The 19,246-nt window shown below is 30.0% G+C and carries 16 protein-coding genes; 7 read left to right on the top strand and 9 right to left on the bottom strand.

Annotated features, from left to right (window positions below):
- Nucleotides 1-71 precede the first annotated feature (71 nt).
- The gene (gene rlmN / locus L1S33_RS00950; RefSeq protein WP_240560847.1) at nt 72-1,109 is read left to right on the top strand and encodes a 23S rRNA (adenine(2503)-C(2))-methyltransferase RlmN; all 1,038 of its coding nucleotides are present in this window, start codon (nt 72-74) and stop codon (nt 1,107-1,109) included.
- Nucleotides 1,110-1,167: 58 nt separating this feature from the next.
- Nucleotides 1,168-2,145 (top strand): polyprenyl synthetase family protein, encoded by a 978-nt coding sequence (locus tag L1S33_RS00945; protein ID WP_240551403.1) that lies wholly within the window; start codon nt 1,168-1,170, stop codon nt 2,143-2,145.
- 8 nt (nt 2,146-2,153) lie between these two features.
- On the opposite strand, the gene L1S33_RS00940 is transcribed toward L1S33_RS00945, so the two are convergent.
- Nucleotides 2,154-3,662, bottom strand: coding sequence for a GH3 auxin-responsive promoter family protein (locus L1S33_RS00940; RefSeq protein ID WP_240551404.1), 1,509 nt, complete (start codon nt 3,660-3,662; stop codon nt 2,154-2,156).
- A gap of 56 nt (nt 3,663-3,718) precedes the next feature.
- On the opposite strand from L1S33_RS00940, the gene L1S33_RS00935 reads away from it, so the two are divergent.
- Together L1S33_RS00935 and L1S33_RS00930 are read left to right on the top strand one after the other, a co-directional pair.
- The gene (locus L1S33_RS00935) at nt 3,719-4,513 is read left to right on the top strand and encodes a DUF2797 domain-containing protein (protein WP_240560846.1); all 795 of its coding nucleotides are present in this window, start codon (nt 3,719-3,721) and stop codon (nt 4,511-4,513) included.
- Between the two features lie 36 nt (nt 4,514-4,549).
- Nucleotides 4,550-5,503 (top strand): carbon-nitrogen hydrolase family protein, encoded by a 954-nt coding sequence (locus tag L1S33_RS00930; protein WP_240560845.1) that lies wholly within the window; start codon nt 4,550-4,552, stop codon nt 5,501-5,503.
- Between the two features lies 1 nt (nt 5,504).
- On the opposite strand, the gene L1S33_RS00925 is transcribed toward L1S33_RS00930, so the two are convergent.
- From L1S33_RS00925 to L1S33_RS00895, 7 genes are read right to left on the bottom strand one after another with little or no spacing between them, the layout of a single operon-like run.
- The gene (locus tag L1S33_RS00925; RefSeq protein ID WP_240551407.1) at nt 5,505-6,518 is read right to left on the bottom strand and encodes a LacI family DNA-binding transcriptional regulator; all 1,014 of its coding nucleotides are present in this window, start codon (nt 6,516-6,518) and stop codon (nt 5,505-5,507) included.
- A gap of 57 nt (nt 6,519-6,575) precedes the next feature.
- Nucleotides 6,576-7,925 carry a mannosyltransferase gene (locus tag L1S33_RS00920; RefSeq protein WP_394801748.1) on the bottom strand — a complete coding sequence of 450 codons (1,350 nt, stop codon included), beginning with the start codon at nt 7,923-7,925 and terminating at the stop codon, nt 6,576-6,578.
- Nucleotides 7,926-9,416 carry a cellulose synthase family protein gene (locus tag L1S33_RS00915; protein ID WP_240560842.1) on the bottom strand — a complete coding sequence of 497 codons (1,491 nt, stop codon included), beginning with the start codon at nt 9,414-9,416 and terminating at the stop codon, nt 7,926-7,928.
- The gene (locus tag L1S33_RS00910; protein WP_240551410.1) at nt 9,413-10,123 is read right to left on the bottom strand and encodes a glycosyltransferase family 2 protein; all 711 of its coding nucleotides are present in this window, start codon (nt 10,121-10,123) and stop codon (nt 9,413-9,415) included. Before L1S33_RS00910 ends, L1S33_RS00915 begins: the two co-directional genes overlap by 4 nt.
- Entirely contained in the window at nt 10,124-10,606 is a 483-nt protein-coding gene (locus L1S33_RS00905) for a toxin-antitoxin system YwqK family antitoxin (protein ID WP_240560840.1), read from the bottom strand.
- Entirely contained in the window at nt 10,606-12,228 is a 1,623-nt protein-coding gene (locus L1S33_RS00900) for a 4Fe-4S binding protein (RefSeq protein ID WP_240551412.1), read from the bottom strand. The genes L1S33_RS00905 and L1S33_RS00900 overlap by 1 nt, the downstream gene beginning before the upstream one ends.
- Before the next feature lie 2 nt (nt 12,229-12,230).
- The gene (locus tag L1S33_RS00895) at nt 12,231-13,580 is read right to left on the bottom strand and encodes an NAD(P)/FAD-dependent oxidoreductase (RefSeq protein WP_240560839.1); all 1,350 of its coding nucleotides are present in this window, start codon (nt 13,578-13,580) and stop codon (nt 12,231-12,233) included.
- A gap of 162 nt (nt 13,581-13,742) precedes the next feature.
- On the opposite strand from L1S33_RS00895, the gene L1S33_RS00890 reads away from it, so the two are divergent.
- The 3 genes from L1S33_RS00890 (at nt 13,743) to L1S33_RS00880 (ending at nt 16,878) form a co-directional block, all read left to right on the top strand.
- Nucleotides 13,743-14,600 carry a transporter gene (locus L1S33_RS00890; RefSeq protein ID WP_240560838.1) on the top strand — a complete coding sequence of 286 codons (858 nt, stop codon included), beginning with the start codon at nt 13,743-13,745 and terminating at the stop codon, nt 14,598-14,600.
- Nucleotides 14,601-14,665: 65 nt separating this feature from the next.
- Nucleotides 14,666-15,628, top strand: coding sequence for a glycoside hydrolase family 113 (locus L1S33_RS00885; RefSeq protein WP_394801747.1), 963 nt, complete (start codon nt 14,666-14,668; stop codon nt 15,626-15,628).
- The gene (locus L1S33_RS00880) at nt 15,625-16,878 is read left to right on the top strand and encodes a BamA/TamA family outer membrane protein (protein ID WP_240560834.1); all 1,254 of its coding nucleotides are present in this window, start codon (nt 15,625-15,627) and stop codon (nt 16,876-16,878) included. Before L1S33_RS00885 ends, L1S33_RS00880 begins: the two co-directional genes overlap by 4 nt.
- A gap of 65 nt (nt 16,879-16,943) precedes the next feature.
- Here L1S33_RS00880 and L1S33_RS00875 read toward each other — a convergent pair whose 3' ends face one another.
- The gene (locus L1S33_RS00875) at nt 16,944-19,064 is read right to left on the bottom strand and encodes a carboxy terminal-processing peptidase (protein WP_240560833.1); all 2,121 of its coding nucleotides are present in this window, start codon (nt 19,062-19,064) and stop codon (nt 16,944-16,946) included.
- Nucleotides 19,065-19,246 lie beyond the last annotated feature (182 nt).

Here is a 19,246-nt window from a genome sequence, read left to right as displayed (position 1 = left end):
GGTAGTAATAACCTCAAAATATATACGTATTTTTGCAACTCATATTTTTATAACCTTTCAATAGCAATCACTTGGATAAGAAAAAAGACATACGCGCTCTAACTAAAGAACAACTAAGAGATTTTTTTGTAGAAAACGGAGACAAAGCCTTCCGAGGAAACCAAGTATACGAATGGTTGTGGAGTAAATCTCTACATACTTTCGAAGATATGACTAACATATCTAAAGAAACAAGAGAAATGTTAGAAACAAACTTTGTAATCAACCACATAGAAGTAGATTCTATGCAACAAAGTAAAGATGGAACTATAAAAAACGGAATAAAATTACACGATGGTTTAATTGTAGAATCTGTTTTAATACCAACTCCTAAAAGAACAACCGCTTGTGTTTCTAGTCAAGTAGGTTGTAGTTTAGATTGTAAATTTTGTGCAACAGCACGTTTAAAAAGAATGCGTAATCTAAATCCAGATGAAATTTACGATCAAGTTGTAGCAATAGACAAACAAAGTAGATTATATCATGGTCATAAACTTACAAATATTGTGTTTATGGGAATGGGAGAACCGCTTATGAATTACAATAATGTAATTAAAGCTATCGATAAAATTACATCGCCAGAAGGTTTAGGAATGTCTCCAAAAAGAATAGTAGTTTCTACATCTGGAGTTCCAAAAATCATCAAAAAAATGGCAGATGATGAAGTTAAATTTAATTTAGCAGTTTCATTACACTCAGCAATAGATGAAGTTAGAACCTCAATAATGCCGTTTAACAGCAAGATGAATTTACAAGATTTAAGAGAATCTTTAGAATATTGGTATGAAAAAACCAACAGAATGATTACTTATGAGTATGTAGTTTGGAACGGAATTAACGATCGTAAAGAAGATATAAAAGCGTTGGTAGAATTCTGTAGTTACGTTCCTTGTAAAGTAAATTTAATAGAATACAATCCAATAGACGATGGAGAGTTTCAACAAGCAACAAACTCAGCAATAAACAACTATATCTCTAACTTAGAAATGAATGATATTACTGTAAATGTGCGTCGTTCTCGTGGAAAAGATATTGATGCAGCTTGTGGGCAATTAGCTAATAAATCTTAATAATTAAAGTGATGTTAAACTTGTTTCAACATCTCTTCATATTTAGTACTTTTACTTCGTGAAACCAGTAGAACAAATAAAACTTCCTATTAAAAGTGAAATGGAACTCTTTGAAACCAAATTCAAAGATTCTATGCTTTCTAAAGTACCGTTATTAAACCGAATTACGTATTATATTGTTCGTAGAAAAGGAAAACAAATGCGACCAATGTTTGTGTTTTTGGTAGCAAAAATGGTTTCAGATGGCGGTTTTGATGAGCGTACTTATCGTGGCGCTTCAGTAGTAGAATTAATTCACACAGCAACTTTAGTCCATGACGATGTTGTAGATGATAGCAACAGGCGTAGAGGTTTCTTTTCAATAAATGCACTTTGGAAAAATAAAATAGCCGTTTTAGTAGGAGATTTTTTACTCTCAAAAGGTTTATTACTTTCCATAGATAATGAAGATTTTGATATTTTAAAATTGATTTCTATTGCTGTTCGCGAAATGAGTGAAGGGGAACTTTTGCAAATAGAAAAAGCTCGTAAACTAGATATTACTGAAGCTATTTATTTTGAAATTATTCGTCAAAAAACAGCAACTTTAATTGCCGCTTGTTGTGGTATTGGAGCTGCTTCTGTTGGCGCAAGTCAAGATACGGTTCAGCAAATGAGAAAATTTGGAGAATACATTGGTATTGCTTTTCAAATTAAAGATGATTTGTTCGATTATTCTGACGAAAAAATAGGAAAGCCAACCGGAATAGATATAAAAGAACAAAAAATGACGTTGCCGTTAATTTATACATTAAATAACTGTTCAGAAAAAGATAAAAAGTGGCTAATCAACTCTATAAAGAAATATAATAAAGATAAAAAACGCGTAAAAGAAGTAATTTCATTCGTTAAAAACAACGGAGGTATTGAATACACAACTGCCAAAATGCACGATTATAAAAGTAAAGCAATTGCTATTTTAGATAACTTCCCAACTTCAGATTATAAGAATTCTTTACTACAAATGATTGATTATGTAGTAGAGCGTAAAATCTAAATTACTACCTATAGTTTTAACAATTCTTCTACAAAATCTCTTTTGTTAGATAATCGAGGAATTTTATGTTGGCCACCTAATTTACCTTTTGCACTTAACCAAGCATAAAATAAACCATCTTCTGCAACATGAATCGTTGGCATTCCTAGCGTCATATTATTATAACGTTTTGCTTCGTAATCAGAATTTATAGCTTTTAAAGCATTATCTAAGAGTTCAGTAAAATAGGCTATATTACTCGGTTTTTTATTGAATTCAATAATCCACTCGTGTCCACCTTTTTGGTTTTCACTCATAAAAATTGGGCCAACAGTATAATCTAAAATAGAAGCATCGGTCTTCTTACAAGCTTGTTTTAAAGCTTCCTCAGCATTTTCTATAATTAATTCTTCGCCAAAAACATTTATAAAGTGTTTTGTACGTCCAGTAATTTTAATTCTGTATGGTTTTGTTGAGGTAAATTTAACAGTATCTCCAATTAAATAACGCCATAAACCACCGTTTGTAGTAATTACAATTGCATAATTAATACCTTTTTTTACTTCAGAAAGTGGAATTGCAACTGAGTTTTCTTCATCGTAAGAATCCATTGGAATAAATTCATAGAAAATTCCATAATCTAACATTAATAATAGTTCATCAGAATTATTTCGGTCTTGAATTCCGAAAAATCCTTCAGATGCATTATAGGTTTCAAAATACTTGAAATCTGCTTTAGGAATCAGCTTTTTATACTGTTCTCTATAAGGATTGAAGTTTACGCCTCCATGAAAATAAACTTCCAAATTTGGCCAAACCTCTAATATATTATCTTTTCCAGTTTTTTCTAAAACCCTGTTTAGTAAAACCAACATCCAACTTGGTACACCAATTAAACTAGTAATGTTTTCATGAATGGTTTCATCAATTATGGCCTCCATTTTGGTTTCCCATTCGCCCATTAAAGCTACTTCTTGGCTTGGAGCAGAACTGTAATCTGCCCAAAAAGGTAAGTTTTCAGTAATAATTGCAGATAAATCTCCAAAATATGTATTGTTGTCTTCATAAATTGCTGTACTTCCACCTAATTTCAGGCCTTTTCCTGTAAACATTTTAGTTTCTTCGTTGTTGTTTATGTATAAACATAACATGTCTTTACCTGCTTTTAAATGGCAGTTTTCTAAAGCTTCGTCACTAACAGGAATATATTTACTTTTAGCATTTGTAGTTCCACTAGATTTTGCAAACCAACGTATGTTTGTTGGCCAAAATAAGTTTTGTTCTCCTTTTCTACAACGTTCAATTAAGGGTTCAATACTTTCGTATTTTTGAATAGGAACAGCATCTGCAAAATCAGTATAATTATTTATAGAGGAAAAGTCTAATTGTTTACCAAGTTCTGTGTTTTTTGCAGTTTCTACAAGCCGCTTTAATAATTCTTGCTGAACATCATCAGGATATTTAAGAAAAAGTTCTATTTGGTGTTTTCGCTTCTTCAAGAACCAAGAGATAATAGAATTTATAAACGGAAACGCCATAGATTAAGACTTAATTTGTAAGTTTGTTAGGAGTTAAAAATAGTAAATTTTACGCAATGCAATACCAAGGAGTTTTAAAAAAGATGTTAACTGAAAATAATGATGAGATTCAGTATTATTTAGATATGGAATCTGATTTTATTAATATGAATCAGTTACTTACAAAAACTATTACTATTCAGTTTGTAAAATATCAGTGTTTAAATTGTGGTTTAGACAAGCAAATTTACCGACAAGGATTTTGTAAAAGTTGTTTTTTTGAAACAGCTCGTGCTGGAGATTGGATTATGAGGCCGGAATTAAGTAAGGCGCATTTAGGTATTGAAGATCGTGATTTAGAATATGAAAAACAGTCGCAATTAAAGCCTCATATTGTGTATTTAGCTAATTCTAGCAACGTAAAAGTTGGTGTAACGCGTAAAAGTCAAGTGCCAACGCGTTGGATAGATCAAGGAGCACATGAAGCAATTGAAATTGTTGAAGTTCCAAATAGATACTTAGCAGGAATTACTGAAGTTGCTTTAAAAGAGTATGTTGCTGATAAAACTAATTGGCGTAAAATGTTAAAGAATGATGTTGTTGATGAAAGCTTAGAAGATTGGAAAAACAAGTTAAAACAATACATTCCTGAAGAAGCAAAAGAATATTTTATAGAAAATAATAAAGAAACTGAATTAAAGTTTCCTGTTATTGCTTATCCAGAAAAACCCAAAAGTTTAAACTTGATTAAAACGCCTAATTATTCTGGGAAATTAGTCGGAATAAAGGGGCAGTATTTAATTTTTGAAGACCAAACAGTCTTTAATGTGAGAGCCAATGAAGGTTTGGTTGTACAAATTAGTATTCAGTAAAACAGTGGTAGTTTTCAGTATTAAAAATAAATAAAAATGAGTAACAATTTATTAAAAGTAGCCTTAGCACAGATTTCACCAGTTTGGTTGAATAAAGAAAAAACAATTGAAAAGATTGAAAAATCTATAGTTGATGCTTCAAAAGAGAATTGCGAACTCATCGTTTTTGGCGAAGCATTATTGCCTGGTTATCCATTTTGGGTTGCCTTAACAAATGGTGCAGAATGGGATTCTAAAACGCAAAAGGAAATTCATGCACATTACGTTCGTAATTCAATTACTATAGAAAAAGGCGAGTTGGATTCCGTTTGTAAATTGGCAAAAGAAAATAATATTGCTATTTATTTAGGTATTATGGAACGTGCTCAAAATAGAGGAGGACATAGTATTTATGCTTCTTTGGTGTATATAAATCAAGATGGAGAAATAAAATCTGTGCATAGAAAATTGCAGCCAACTTTTGATGAACGCTTAACTTGGGCGCCTGGAGACGGAAACGGGTTACAAGTTCATCCGCTTAAAGAGTTTACTGTTGGTGGTTTAAACTGTTGGGAAAATTGGATGCCTTTACCAAGAACTGCGTTATATGGTTTGGGAGAAAATTTACATATTGCTGTTTGGCCTGGGAGCGATCATAACACAAAAGATATTACACGTTTTATTGCTAGGGAATCTCGTTCTTTTGTGATTTCTGTTTCTAGTCTAATGGCAAAATCAGACTTTCTAAAAGACGTTCCACATTATGATAAAATTGTAGAAAATGCTCCTGATGTTTTAGCAAACGGAGGTTCTTGTATTGCTTCACCTAATGGAGAATGGTTAGTGGAACCTGTTTTACACAAAGAAGGTTTAATTATTGAAACTTTAGACTTTAATAGGGTTTTAGAAGAGCGTCAAAATTTTGACTGTGTTGGTCATTATTCTCGACCAGATGTTACTAAATTACATGTAAACAGAGAAAGACAAAGTACGGTTTCTTATGATGATTAGATTATCTAGTAGAATCTCTAATTACTAAATCTGTTTTTATAATTTTAGTAATAGTTTCAGTGTTTTTCTTTTCTAATTTTTCAATAAGAATATTTGCAGCTGCTTCACCCATTTGTTCTCCGTGTTGACTAATTGTGGTTAGTTTAGGGCTAGAATGTCTTGCTAAAATTCCATTAGAAAAAGCAATTACAGAAACATCTTTAGGTATTTTTTTACCGCTTTTAATTAAGCATTTCATAGTTGCAACTGCTGCAGATTCTCCAGTTGTAATAACACTATCTACATTGTTGTTTTTCAAAAAAGGAGTTAATAAAGTCTCATATTTTTTATAATCTCTGTCAAGAATATTAATTACCAAATCTTCGTTAAAAGGTAAACCAACGTTTTCTAATCCTTTTTTATATCCTAAAAATCGCTGTTTACCAATATGTAAATCACTTAATGTAGAGACAAAGGCAATTTTTGTATGTCCTTTTTTGTGTAAAAAAGCTACAGTGTTTAAAGCGCCATTATAATCATCTGTAATAACTTTGTCACATTCAATAGATTCTGCAACTCTATCAAACATAACAATTGGAGTTCCGTTTTCTATAGTTTCTTTAAAATGGTTATATTCTTTTTTTAATTCAGTCTCTTTTGCCATAGATAAAATAAAACCATCTATACTTCCGTTAGAAAGCATTTCAATAATTTCAGATTCCTTATTATGAGATTGATTTGTAATACAAGTAATTACTTTATATCCTTTTTTATTTGCAGCATCTTCTATCCCTTTAAAAACCTGTGCAAAAAAATAATTAAGCATTGTAGGTATAATTACGCCAATAGTTTTGGTGCTTCTATTTTTTAAACTTATTGCGTTAAAATTAGGCTTGTAATTATTTTCTTTGGCGTATTTTTTAATTTTTTCTTTAGTAGCTTCACTTATTTCATAACTATCATTTAAAGCTTTTGAAACTGTAGATATAGATACACTAAACTCTTTTGCAATGTCTTTAATGGTAAGTTTTTTCATAAAAAAAATTAAAGGGACAATATACGGAAAATCTAAGGAGTAGATTTTAAGTTAAAATTAAATTTTGATAGATCTTTGGCTCGTGCTTTTTAGCTCCCAAATTAAGAAACCATAAACAACACTATACTCTATGGCAACAAACCATAAGTTTTCTTTCCAAGGAATATTTGCATAGGCTTGATAGCTTAATATTACTGCTAAACTCCAAACAATTGGAAATCTATATTTAGTAAAAACAGACAATAAAATTAAGGTTGCTAAATACCAAGGATGCATTGTTGTTGTAGTAAAATAATAAAATGATAATCCAAATAATAATGCTGTAATTATACTTTTAAAAGAATTATTTCTTCGGAAGAGACTTAGGTAAATTAAAAATAGAATAGTTAAAATTGGAAGCGCTTTTCCTATAAATGCAATTTCATTATAACCTCTAAATAGATATCCAATTTCCCTAAAAATATAATAAATACTCGCGTTAAATTCAAAGTTTTTAAACCATAAACCAACAGAATTCATGTAGTTTTCAATCAATTCTAATGAATAAAAAGGTAAGAATAATAGAAGAGAAGTTGTTATAACAATTGCGTAAAAACCAAATAATTTTTGAATTCCTTTAATTTTATTTTCTTTTACAAACCATTGAAAAAATAAGGGTAAAAATAATAGAGGAATTAATTTTACAGTTACAGAACAAGCTAATAATATACCTGCAAAAATCCATTTTTGTTGCTGTAATTTATATAAACTCCAAATTAAGAAAAACAACATTACAGGCTCAAAGTGCAAGTTTCCTGTTAACTCTATTATCACAAATGGATTTAGCATATACCAGAAAATTTTCTTCGGATTTAAATTGAGATTCTTCAACAATTTACTTCCGAAGTATAAAATTCCAATGTCCGCTATAATTATTTGCAAGCGTAAAACAACCGCAGACCAAAAAATACTTTTACCTGCAAATAGTGCTGCAATAAAAAATGATAATTGATTTAAAGGCGGATAATTTGTGTAATGACTTCCATTAAGTTCTCCCATTCCGTAATACAATTCTTGAGCTTCGGGTATTGGGAAGTTTCTTTGCTGAATAAATGTTTCCGGTAAATACAAGTATGGATTAAATCCATTAAACAGCATTCTTCCATCCCAAATAAAACGATAGAAATCTTGTGATAAATTAGGTGTTGCAAAGAGAAATATTAACCGAAATATAATTGCAATTCCTGCTAAATATTTAAATGAAAGTTGCTCGGTTTTCATCAACAAATAAAAACATCCGAAGAGAAAAAACCAAGTAATAAATAATGTGTTAAATTGTGTTCGTTCTAAAAAATAAGCAAAGAAAAAATATAAAAATGTACTCAGAATTATGAGTAATGTTCCTTTATTTTTATTCAGAAAATCCACTTATGCTTTAGAGAATATAGATTTGAAAAAAACATAACCAAATCCCATAAATAACATAAAGTGAAAAGGGAATAATCCAAAATCTCCACCTTCATTTCCAACAATAAAAGCGCTGTACATTCCAAAGACAAAATACAAGGCTAAAAGCCCTTCAATAATAACATGTATTGAAGGTTTTTTCTTAATGTATTTGTTGTTTTTCCAGTTTCCTTTTAAGCCAGTAATGTTAAATTTTGGTGTTCTAACAAACTCACTTTTTTTACCAAAATGACCTTCTAAAACAGCAATTGTATTGTGTAGAGAAAAGCCCATTGCAACTGAGAAAAAAGTAAAAAAGGCCCCAATGTATTTAAAGAAATTTTTAATTCCGCTTCCGTAAATGTTTTTATACATAAACCAATAACAGATAAAGAATATTATAGAGCTTACCACAAAGAAACTCATCATTAAAAAATAAGACTTTAAATGTGCGTATTCATTTTTAATATAGAGCATTGGTATGCTTAAAACTGCTACTAAAAAGATACAAGTAAACATGGAACTATTTAATAAATGTAACAATCCATGAATTTTGGTTTTTGCAGAAATATTTTTATTTTTAATGATACCTTTTATCATTTTTTGAAAATTCTCAGCACCTCCTTTGTTCCATCTAAATTGTTGAGAACGAGCTGCACTAATAACCACAGGTAATTCCGCAGGAGTTTCTACATTTTCTAAATACTTAAACTTCCAATTTTTAAGTTGAGCTCTATAACTTAAGTCAATATCTTCTGTTAATGTATCGCCTTGCCAATTACCAGCATCTAGAATACATTCCTTTCTCCAAACACCTGCTGTACCGTTAAAGTTAATAAAGTGTCCTTTGCTATTTCTACCAGTTTGTTCTAAGGTAAAATGCGCATCTAACATAAATGCTTGTATTCTTGTTAGCGTAGAGTAATTTCTATTGATATGCCCCCAGCGAGTTTGAACAACACCAATTGCAGTGTCTTTAAAATACGGAATTGTCTTTTTTAACCAATCTGTTTGTGGTAAAAAGTCAGCATCAAAAATGGCAATAAATTCGCCTTTAGCAATTTTTAAACCTTCTTTTAATGCTCCAGCTTTAAAACCTTCACGATTTTCTCTTCTGATGTGTAGGATGTCTAAGCCTGTTTTTTCTAATTTGGCAACTAATTTAGCTGTAATTTGTATGGATTCATCCGTAGAATCATCTAAAACCTGAATTTCAAGTTTTTCTCTTGGGTATTCAATTTTTGCAATGTTTTTTAGCAATCTTTCCATTACATACAATTCGTTAAAAACGGGTAATTGTATGGTTACAAAAGGAATTTCATCAGCATTTTCAAAATTGAAAGTTTCAGAAGTTTCCTTGTTTTTTTTAGCGCCTAAATAATTGATTAATAGGTTTAATTGCGCTAAAGAATACATAAATATCAATAAAATTGATATGGTGTATATTGTAATAATTATATATTCAAGTATCATTTTTTAAAGCTGTATTTAAAAATCCAACCTAGAATTTTTATACCCGCAAATATAGTTCCTTTTACGGTTCCTGAAACTTTTGAAACACCAATTCTATTTCTATATTTCATAGGTATTTCTGTATAGGAGAATTTCTGTTTTAATGCTTTTAGTTGCATTTCAACCGTCCATCCGTAGGTTTTATCTTCCATGTTTAAAGCAAGTAGTTTGTTGTACTTAATAGCTCTAAAAGGGCCTAAATCAGTAAATTTTGCGCCAAAGAATAATTTCATTAAAAAGGTTGCTAACCAATTACCAAAAACTTGTTGTGGTGTCATAGAACCTTGTTCACGTAGTCGTTTTACACGAGTTCCAATTACAAAATCGATATCATCATTAATAATTGGTGCTACAAGTTCTGTAAGTTGTTCCGGATAATCGGAGTAATCTCCATCTAAAAAAACAATAATATCTGGTTTTGTATTTGGATTGCTGAGCGTTGCTGAAGCAATGTAGTCCATTCCTTTTAAACACGCATAACCGTAGCCTTTTCTTTGTTCTTTTAAAACAGTTGCTCCCGCATTTTTAGCATTTTCTTCCGTTTTATCTGTAGAATTATTACTGATAACAATTATCTCTTCAACAGTTTTTGGAATATCATTTATAACATTTGCAATTGAATCTTGCTCGTTGTAAGCAGGGATAATTACTTTAATAATTGGCTTCATTTAGCGTAAATCATTTAGATTGTTTTCTTTTCTGAAGGAAGAAAAATCTGTCCATTCTTTCATCTTTTTACCGTTTTTAAACTGTAAGGCTTTCTTTAGTTTTTTTTCAACATAAATAAAGCAATAACCATTTTTACGATTGTCTTTTAGTTGGCATTTATGATTTAAGTTTCCTTTTTCATCATAATACAACCACCATTTTTGTTGTTTCCCTTTTGAAAAATGGCCTTCTTTTTCTTTTACTGAATTTTTGCTGTAAAAATACCAATATTTAGACTCTAATCCATCTTTAAACCTACCTTCTTTTTTAAGATTTCCGTTTCTATGGTAAAATTTCCAATAACCCGTTTTTTTGTTGTCTTTTATCCAACCTTCAGCTTTTAAAACTTCATTTTTGTAATATGATTTTTGATATTTTTTTTGTGAGAAAAGTGTGGAGCTAATCAAAAATAAAAAGAGAAAAAGAACTTTTTTTGTAAACATTATTTGTTGTTTACCAATTCCATTAAATCAACATCATTTCCTAATAAAACATCTGTAGGATTTATTCTTCCTTCTTCTGGTCCGTTTTCTAATTTTAAAACTCCCCTTGGGCAAACTGCAGAACAAACACCACAACCAACGCAACTAGAACGCACAATATTTTCCCCTTTTTGTGCATAAGCTCTAACGTCTATTCCTTGCTCACAATATGTAGAACAGTTTCCACAAGAAATACATTGACCACCATTTGTTGTAATTCTAAATCTTGATTTAAAACGTTGGATAAAACCTAAATAAGCCGCTAACGGACAACCAAAACGACACCAAACTCTGTTTCCAAAAATAGGGTAGAATCCTGTACCAATAACACCGGCAAAAACAGCACCAATTAAGAAACCATAAATATCTTGAATAGTTTGTGTTTTAATTCCAATAACTTGGTCTGCTCCAGAAAAGAAAGTATATAAAGCAAAACCTGTCATTACTAAAACAAAAACTAAAACAGAGTGTATTACAATACGTTCCACTCTCCAAGAAAGTAAGGTTTTACTAGAGTTTTGTCTGTAAGGATCTCCTAAAGTTTCAGCTAAACCACCACAACCACAAACCCAAGAACAGTACCATCTTTTTCCGAAGAAATAAACCATTACTGGTACAACTACAATAGTTAAAACAACTCCCCAAACTAAAATAAATAGACCAAAACCTCCGCTTGAAAGTAGTTCGTCTAAATTCCATTTAAAGAAAAAATCATAATCTAAAGGAAAGGCATTTTTAAAATCGTACCAAGGTTTTTCGAAACGAACTAAAATTTCAGGAATTAAAAAAGCAAATACAATTTGAAAGAATAAAACCGAAGTGGTTCTTAAGATTTGGTATTTATTATGGCGATATTTTATATACATTCTTACAGCCATAACAGTCATAACAACACAATATAAAAATCCGTACAAAAACCATTGACTTGCGGCATTTCCGCTAATAGATTTACTTATTGGATCTACTAAATACACCCAGTTTACTATTAAATCTGGCATAAAATAAAGTAGAATATAAAAAGTAACTAAAAATACAAAAGCAAACCAACCAATCCAACCACGATTAGTTGCTGCGTTTAGAAAAATACCATCGTTTTTAATACCTGGTTTTCCTAATAAAACAACATCTGGAATAATAAATAGTAGTGCGCCAAGAATACCTAATCCGAAAGTTAAAAACCAAGCTAATCCCGTGTTTTCTGGTGCGAAACCTTTACCAGCTTTTTTTGCAAGTTCAAAACTTAAACTATGTGGTTTTCCGTATATTTTATATTGAAATTGAGCTCCTTTTTTATCCCAGTTTTTTTCTGCGTCGTATTTTGCAATAAGCGCGTCATAATGATTGTTAGATTTATCAAAAGCACCTCTAACCTTGCTTGAAAATTGAAAAATATTTAAGTTTTCTGAAGTTACAATTGCTTTAGAAAGCTCTTCTTTTATGAGTTCACTTTTATAGCCTTTTTCTGAAATATAGGTGTCTAATTCAGATTGTGTTAAGCTAAATGAACCTGTAAAAATAGTTGCTATAAAGATGAATAGTCCTAATAAAAATAGAACTAAACCTGTTTGTTTTATAAATTTCATAATTATGATTTGCTAAAAATTCTTTTCCAGCTTTTCTTTTTTAATTGAATAGTTGCGTTGTTTTCTTTGTTGAATTTGGCTACAATTTCAGCTTCATGTAATTTGTAAAATTCTGGATCAAAATTAGCATCAGATAAATATTCTAAAACATGTTCTATAGATCTTTTCTCTGTAAGCCATTTGTCAAAAATTTCATGACGCATTCTAATTCCGAAGGTGTTTATACCTAAAAAAGTATTGGTATTTTTATCAAAAGAAATAGTAATACATTTATTGTCTTTTGGATGTTGCCATTGAAAATAAGCCTCATTTTCTTTCTTACTTCGTTCGCTAAAAACCCAACCATAAGTTTGATATTCAATATCTAAAAACTTAGCAGAATTAAACCAATGTCCTGGTTTGTATTCCGTTTTATTACCACAAATTGTTTGTGCTAAAGTTTCTCCCATCATTCTTCCTGTATACCAAACAGCTTCAATATTTCTACGTTGTCCAATTGCATCATGTTGTTCTGCACAATCTCCAATTGCATATACATCTTTTGTATTGGTTTCTAAAAAACGATTCACTTTTACACCTCTTCCTAATTCAATTCCAGAATTTTTAATAAAATCAATATTTGGTGTTACACCAGCCGTTAATCCAACAACATCACAAGCAATTTCTTCTCCTGTTTCTTCAATAATAACAGATTTTACGCGTCCGTTTTCATCAGCTTTAATTTCTTTTAAGTTGGTGCTTAAGCGTAAATCTATATGATGTTCTTTAATATGATTGTTAATTAATTCTGATTCTTGTGCAGGTAAAACTCCGTTCCAAAAACTAGTTTCGCGTACTAAAAAAGTAACAGGAATTTTTCTACTTCTTAACATTTCTGCAAGTTCAATTCCAATTAATCCACCACCAACAATTACAGCTCTTTTACAAGTTTTATTGTCGGGAGCATATTTTTCTAAATTTTCTAAATCTTGCTTATGATACATACCCATAACACCATCTAGATCTTGACCTGGCCAACCAAATTTATTAGGTTTTGATCCGGTTGCGATAATTAATTTATCGTAAGAAAGTTTGGTATTATCAGAAAAAACAACATTTTTTTCTTCAGAATTTATAGAAGAAACAAACCCTTTTTTAAGATTGATGTTGTTCTTTTCCCAAAACCAATTTTCATAAGGTTGCGTATGTTCAAACTTCATGTGGCCCATGTAAACATACATTAAGGCTGTTCTAGAAAAGAAAAATTCTGTTTCTGCAGAAATTATAGTGATTTTTTTATCAGAAAGTTTGCGGATATGTCTTGCGGCAGTTACGCCAGAAATTCCGTTTCCAATAATAACAATATGTTCCATGTTTTATAAATAGTTGTTGGTTATGTCGAAGTTAAAGTTAAGAACTTAATTCCGTAATTTAATTTAGAATTATTTTAAATAACTTTATTTCTTTTTGAAAAACGTAATTGCTTAGAAATTAGTTCGACTTACGAAGTGTTTAAAATTAATCAAAATAACAAGATGAAACAAACACTCTTATTTACAATTTTACTTTTACTTACAAGCTTTGCTGTGTTTTCTCAAGATGAAAATAAAAGTAATATTCAAACATATACACCGTCAAAGCTTTTAAATAAAGGACAATGGGATATTAAATGGTTTAACAATTTATATACGGAAACTAAATTTGCCGATTCTAATGGTGATAGTCAATCAAAAGCTAGAGAAAATTATTTTACATCAACCATTGAAGCATTTACAGGTATTTCTGATAATAACAGCATAAATGTTGGTGCTATTATTGAATTTAGATCTAATACTATTGCAGGAAGAGAGGCTTTTTCTGTATTTAGCTTAGATGATACAGCAACCGATAGAAAAGGGATTACTTCAATTGCACCTGCTATTAAATGGCAACCAATTAAAGATGTTGGTAATTTCTCTATTCAATCTGCATTTCATATTCCTTTAGTAAAAAATGAAACTGAAAACGGAGTTTTCTTGGATCAATCTTCTTGGATTTTTCAAAATAGATTGTTCTATGATTATACTTTTGATAGTGGAAAATGGCAGTTGTTTACAGAGTTAAATACAGAATACAGTTTTGGAAAAGAAACGAGTTTTGCAAACAATACATTCTTATTAGCTCCAGGTATTTTTATGAGTTATTTTCCAAGTGATAAGTCAACTTTATTAGGTTTTGTACAGCATTCGCAACGTTTTGGAGATTTTTCTCAAGACTATACAGCTTTAGGTTTAGGTGGTAAATATCAACTCTCTAATACTTTAAATATAGAGGCTTTGTATAGTAAATTTGTTAGAGGAACCGATAATGGTTTAGGGCAAAGTTTTAATATTGGCTTGAGAGCGTTGTTTTAATAAAAAGAAGTATTTTTAGGAGATATATGAAGACAAAAAATTTCCTTTTTTTACTATTAATTTTTTTGATTTTTTCTTGTAAAAGTCAGACGAAAAAAATTAATGGTGTAAGTTTTGTAGCGTCAAGAGATTCTATAAATGATAAGCATATAAACCCTGTCTTAAATGTACAAAGCAACTATGTTGCTTTGATGCCTTATAGTTTTATACGAAATATAGAAACTCCGAAAATCGAATTTAACACTAATAGAGAATGGTTTGGTGAAAGAGAAAACGGGCTTTTACAATACGCAAAAGAATTTCAAAAAGTTGATGTAAAAGTTATGGTAAAGCCACATTTGTGGTTAAGAAGAGGAGGCTTTACCGGGCATTTAAAAGCAGATACAGAAGCGAATTGGATAGTTTTAGAGAATTCTTATAGAGACTATATATTAACCTATGCAAAAGCTGCACAAAATATGAAAGCAGAAATTCTTTGCATTGGAACGGAATTAGAACAATTTGTATTAAAAAGACCTGACTTTTGGTTGAAACTTATCAAACAAATTAGAGAGATTTATAAAGGGAAGTTAACGTATGCCGCAAATTGGGATGAATTTAAACGAATTACATTTTGGGGCGAGTTAGATTTTATTGGAGTAGATGCATATTTTCCTTTAACAGACAAAAAATCTCCAACAATAGCAGATTTTGAATTAGGTTGGAAACCCCATAAAGAAGAAATAATAAAAATACATAAGCAATTTAATAAACCAATTTTATTTACAGAGTTTGGTTATAGAAGTACCGATTATACAGGGAAAGAGCCTTGGGATTCTAGTAGAATTGTTGAGAATATAAATCTTGAAGCTCAGAAAAATGGATTACAAGCCATACACAATCAGTTTTGGAAAGAAGATTGGTTTGCTGGCGGTTTTGTTTGGAAATGGTTTCATAGACATGAAGAGGTTGGTGGAGAAAAGAATAACAGATTTACCCCACAAAATAAACCCAGTGAAAAACTGCTAAAAGAATTATATTCAAAATGAGATGTTTTTTAATCATATTTCTAAGTTTTACTTCTCTTGTTTATACACAAGAAAAAACCGTTTATGAAGTAGAATTTATTGGTATTAAAAAAACAAAAACTACATTTTTAGAAGCGTTAATTTCAACCCAAAAAGATAAACCTTTAGATTCTCTTCAGCTAAATAAAGACGTAATACTCTTAAAGAGATTACCTGCAATTTCAAATGCAAATTATAAAGTAATTAAAGGTAAAGAAAACAGTTATAGTGTCTCTTTTAATATAGAAGAGAATTTTACAATTATTCCTGAAACAGGTTTTTGGACTTCAGCAAACAATCAATTTTCTTATAAAATAGGCCTGTATGATTATAATTTTTTAGGAAGAAATATTACTCTTGGAGGTTTCTATCAAAATAATGGATATAATACTTATGGCGCTAATTTTAAAGCGCCAAACTTGTTTTCAAATAAATTTGGATTAGTAGTTAGTTACCAAAACTGGAAAAGTGAAGAGCCGCTATATTTCGATAATACTTCCGCTAATTATTTGTATAACAACACTTCTTATGAGGTTTTGGGTTTATATCAAGTCAATTTTAAAAATGAAATAAATTTTGGTGTTAATATTTTTAATGAAAAGTATGAATACATTTCTGGTGCAACAAATCCATCAGTTCCGCAAAACTTAGATGTGGATAAAATGCTTTATAAATTTGTGTACACATATAATAATCTAGATTACTTTTATCAATATGTAAATGGTTTTAAAAGTGTTTTCTATGGACAATACGTATCTTCTGATAATGAGTTTCAGAATAATTTCCTCATTTTTTGGAACGATTTTTTTTACTACAAAAGAGTTGGAGAAAAAGGAAATTGGGCAAATAGATTACGAGTTGGTTTGTCTTCAAATAAAAAAACGCCGTTTGCGCCATTTGCTTTAGACAATAATGTAAATCTACGTGGAGTTGGTATTTTGGTTGATCGTGGTACAGGAAGTATTGTTTTAAATACTGAATATAGGCATACTTTTTATGATAAAAAGAAGTTTGCAATACAAGGAAACGCTTTTATAGATAGTGGAACTTGGAGAAATCCTGGAGGAGATTTAAATGATTTTTTTAAAAGTGAAAACGTTAGAATTTATTCTGGTGTTGGTTTACGACTTTCAAGTAAAAAAATATACAATGCAACTTTTAGAATTGATTATGGCTTTAGTTTAAAAGACAAATCAGGCGGATTAGTTTTTGGAGTTGGACAATATTTTTAAAACATATTTTAACAAAAAAAACCGATGAAATTCATCGGTTTTTTTGTTGAAAATAGCTTGCTATTTTAGTTTTTAAATGGTTCTAGATTTCTATTCATCTTTAATTCGCTAAGTACATTTAAAGCTTCGTTTACATAAATATCTTTCGATAAGTTTTTATGCCAAGCCATTCGTTTGTCTTCTAAAACGCTGTCTTTTTTGAATAAATCAAATTCGTATTTTGGTGATAAAAATCTAAGATTCGAATCAAATTTAAAAACATCTTTAAATTGATCTCCACTTTTATCTTGTTTTTTACTTTCAGCAAGAAAGTCTTTATAGTTTAAAGAATATGTTGTGTGGTCTTGATTTGCTTTTAACCATTTAGCATATTCATTTATCATTTTAAATTTAGAGTCGCTATTAATTCTGTTTTTACTATTGTATAAAACATCATTAAAATTCTCATACGAGTTAGTTTGTGTGTATTTTGCTTGCGGAACCTTATCCCAAGGTAAAGCGCCTTCTAAATCTCTTTCACCAACTTCCATATAACTATATCTATCTGGCATTGCAATGTCAGAATATACACCTTCAATTTGTGTAGAACCACCATTAATTCTATAGAATTTTTGGATTGTCATTTTAATTGCACCCAAATCATCCGGATAGTTTTGTGCAAAACGGTTTATTGGTAAAATATTTTGAACAGTACCTTTTCCGTAGGTTTGTTTTCCTCCTAAAATAACACCTCTTTTATAATCTTGCATAGCAGCGGCAAAGATTTCTGATGCTGAAGCCGAAAACTCATTTACCATTACAACTAAAGGTCCATTCCACTGTATTTTTGGGTCTGTGTCTTTTTTAATTATAGGTGCTTCATCACGATATTTTACTTGTACAATTGGTCCTTCATCAATAAATAAACCACCAATTTCTATGGCAGTTTTAAGAGAACCACCACCATTGTTTCTTAAATCTACAATTAATCCTTCTACACCTTCACTTTGTAAACGAGCAATTTCTTGTTCCATGTCTTTTGCAGAATCTCTACCATTAGTATCACTAAAATCAATATAAAATTTTGGAAGATTTATAATTCCATATTTTTTTCCATTCTTTTCAACAATACTCGACTTAACAAATGTTTCCTCTAATTCAACAACATCTCTTGTTATTGAGATAATTTTGGTTGAACCGTCTATTTTTTTCTTTACAGTTAAACGTACTTCCGTTCCTTTAGGTCCTTTAATAAATTTAATTGCATCGTCTAAACGCATACCAACAATATCTAAAGGCTCTTCATCTCCTTGCGCAACTTTTAAAATAATATCTCCTGCTTCTAATTCTCCTTGTTTCCAAGCAGGACCGCCAGAAACTAGTTCAAAAATGTGTGTATAAATTCCTTTCTTTTGAAGTCTTGCTCCAATACCTTCTAATTTACCAGACATGTCTTGATCAAAACGAGATTTAGATCTTGGCGACATGTAAGTTGTATGTGGTCCAAAACCAGAAACTACACTATTTAGAAATGTTGAATACCAATCTGAATGTTCAAGCTCTTCTATTCTTAAATATAAATCGTCCATGTTTTTCAACACTTTTGTACGAGCTTCGTGTTCAAAATCTTCAAAACTTTTTTGTACAGTTTTTGGGTCTTTTTTGATATTTTCTTCTTGTAAGTTTTCAAGGTTTTCAATATTACCTAATACTTGTAGTTTTAACTGTTTTCTCCAATAATCAACCAATTCATTTTCATTTTTCGCAAAAGGTATTTTATCATAATCAATATCGATACTTTCCTTTTTGCTATAATCAAAAGGTTGAGTTAATAAAACCCCATAATAGGTTTTAGCTGATTTCATTTTTTCTAAAAAACGATCATAAACCAATTTATAGAAATCTATTTTATTGTCTAACAATTGATTGTCTATTTCGTATTTGAATTGAGAAAACTCTTTTAAATCATCTTGAGTAAAATAACGTTTGCTTGGATCTAGTCCATCAATAAAAGAATTATATACATGTACAGAGAAGTCATCATTTAGTTCTTTTTGGACATAATGACCACGCGTTAAAATGTTTTTTAACACATAAATTATAACTTTATCTTTATCAGGATCCTTATTTGTGTTAGCATTAGTAGTAAAACTAGATGCAAAAACAGTTAATAGAAGGATGTATATTGTTGTTAATTTCGTCTTCATAAATCTTCAGTCGGTGTTTATTTTTAATGTTTACAAAATCTTGGTAGCTAAACTACTAAAATAATGCCAAAAAGTATATTATTTTAATACATACAAGATTACAGAAAAACTTAATGATTAAATCTTTACAAAACGTTAAAAATATATTCATATAAATCTGTTACATTTGTTATCCTAAAACC

It is taken from the genome of Tenacibaculum aquimarinum (genome assembly GCF_022478115.1).
Classification (GTDB): Bacteria; Bacteroidota; Bacteroidia; order Flavobacteriales; family Flavobacteriaceae; genus Polaribacter; species Polaribacter aquimarinum_A.
Note: the sequence above shows the minus strand (reverse complement) of the source record. Positions and strands in the feature narration are given on the sequence as shown.

Excerpts from the sequence above, each read along its gene's own strand:
- L1S33_RS00940 (WP_240551404.1), bottom strand. The coding sequence starts at position 3,662 with ATGGCGTTTCCGTTTATAAATTCTATTATCTCTTGGTTCTTGAAGAAG.
- L1S33_RS00935 (WP_240560846.1), top strand. The coding sequence starts at position 3,719 with ATGCAATACCAAGGAGTTTTAAAAAAGATGTTAACTGAAAATAATGAT.
- L1S33_RS00930 (WP_240560845.1), top strand. The coding sequence starts at position 4,550 with ATGAGTAACAATTTATTAAAAGTAGCCTTAGCACAGATTTCACCAGTT.
- L1S33_RS00925 (WP_240551407.1), bottom strand. The coding sequence starts at position 6,518 with ATGAAAAAACTTACCATTAAAGACATTGCAAAAGAGTTTAGTGTATCT.
- L1S33_RS00915 (WP_240560842.1), bottom strand. The coding sequence starts at position 9,416 with ATGATACTTGAATATATAATTATTACAATATACACCATATCAATTTTA.
- L1S33_RS00910 (WP_240551410.1), bottom strand. The coding sequence starts at position 10,123 with ATGAAGCCAATTATTAAAGTAATTATCCCTGCTTACAACGAGCAAGAT.
- L1S33_RS00905 (WP_240560840.1), bottom strand. The coding sequence starts at position 10,606 with ATGTTTACAAAAAAAGTTCTTTTTCTCTTTTTATTTTTGATTAGCTCC.
- L1S33_RS00900 (WP_240551412.1), bottom strand. The coding sequence starts at position 12,228 with ATGAAATTTATAAAACAAACAGGTTTAGTTCTATTTTTATTAGGACTA.
- L1S33_RS00895 (WP_240560839.1), bottom strand. The coding sequence starts at position 13,580 with ATGGAACATATTGTTATTATTGGAAACGGAATTTCTGGCGTAACTGCC.
- L1S33_RS00890 (WP_240560838.1), top strand. The coding sequence starts at position 13,743 with ATGAAACAAACACTCTTATTTACAATTTTACTTTTACTTACAAGCTTT.
- L1S33_RS00880 (WP_240560834.1), top strand. The coding sequence starts at position 15,625 with ATGAGATGTTTTTTAATCATATTTCTAAGTTTTACTTCTCTTGTTTAT.
- L1S33_RS00875 (WP_240560833.1), bottom strand. The coding sequence starts at position 19,064 with ATGAAGACGAAATTAACAACAATATACATCCTTCTATTAACTGTTTTT.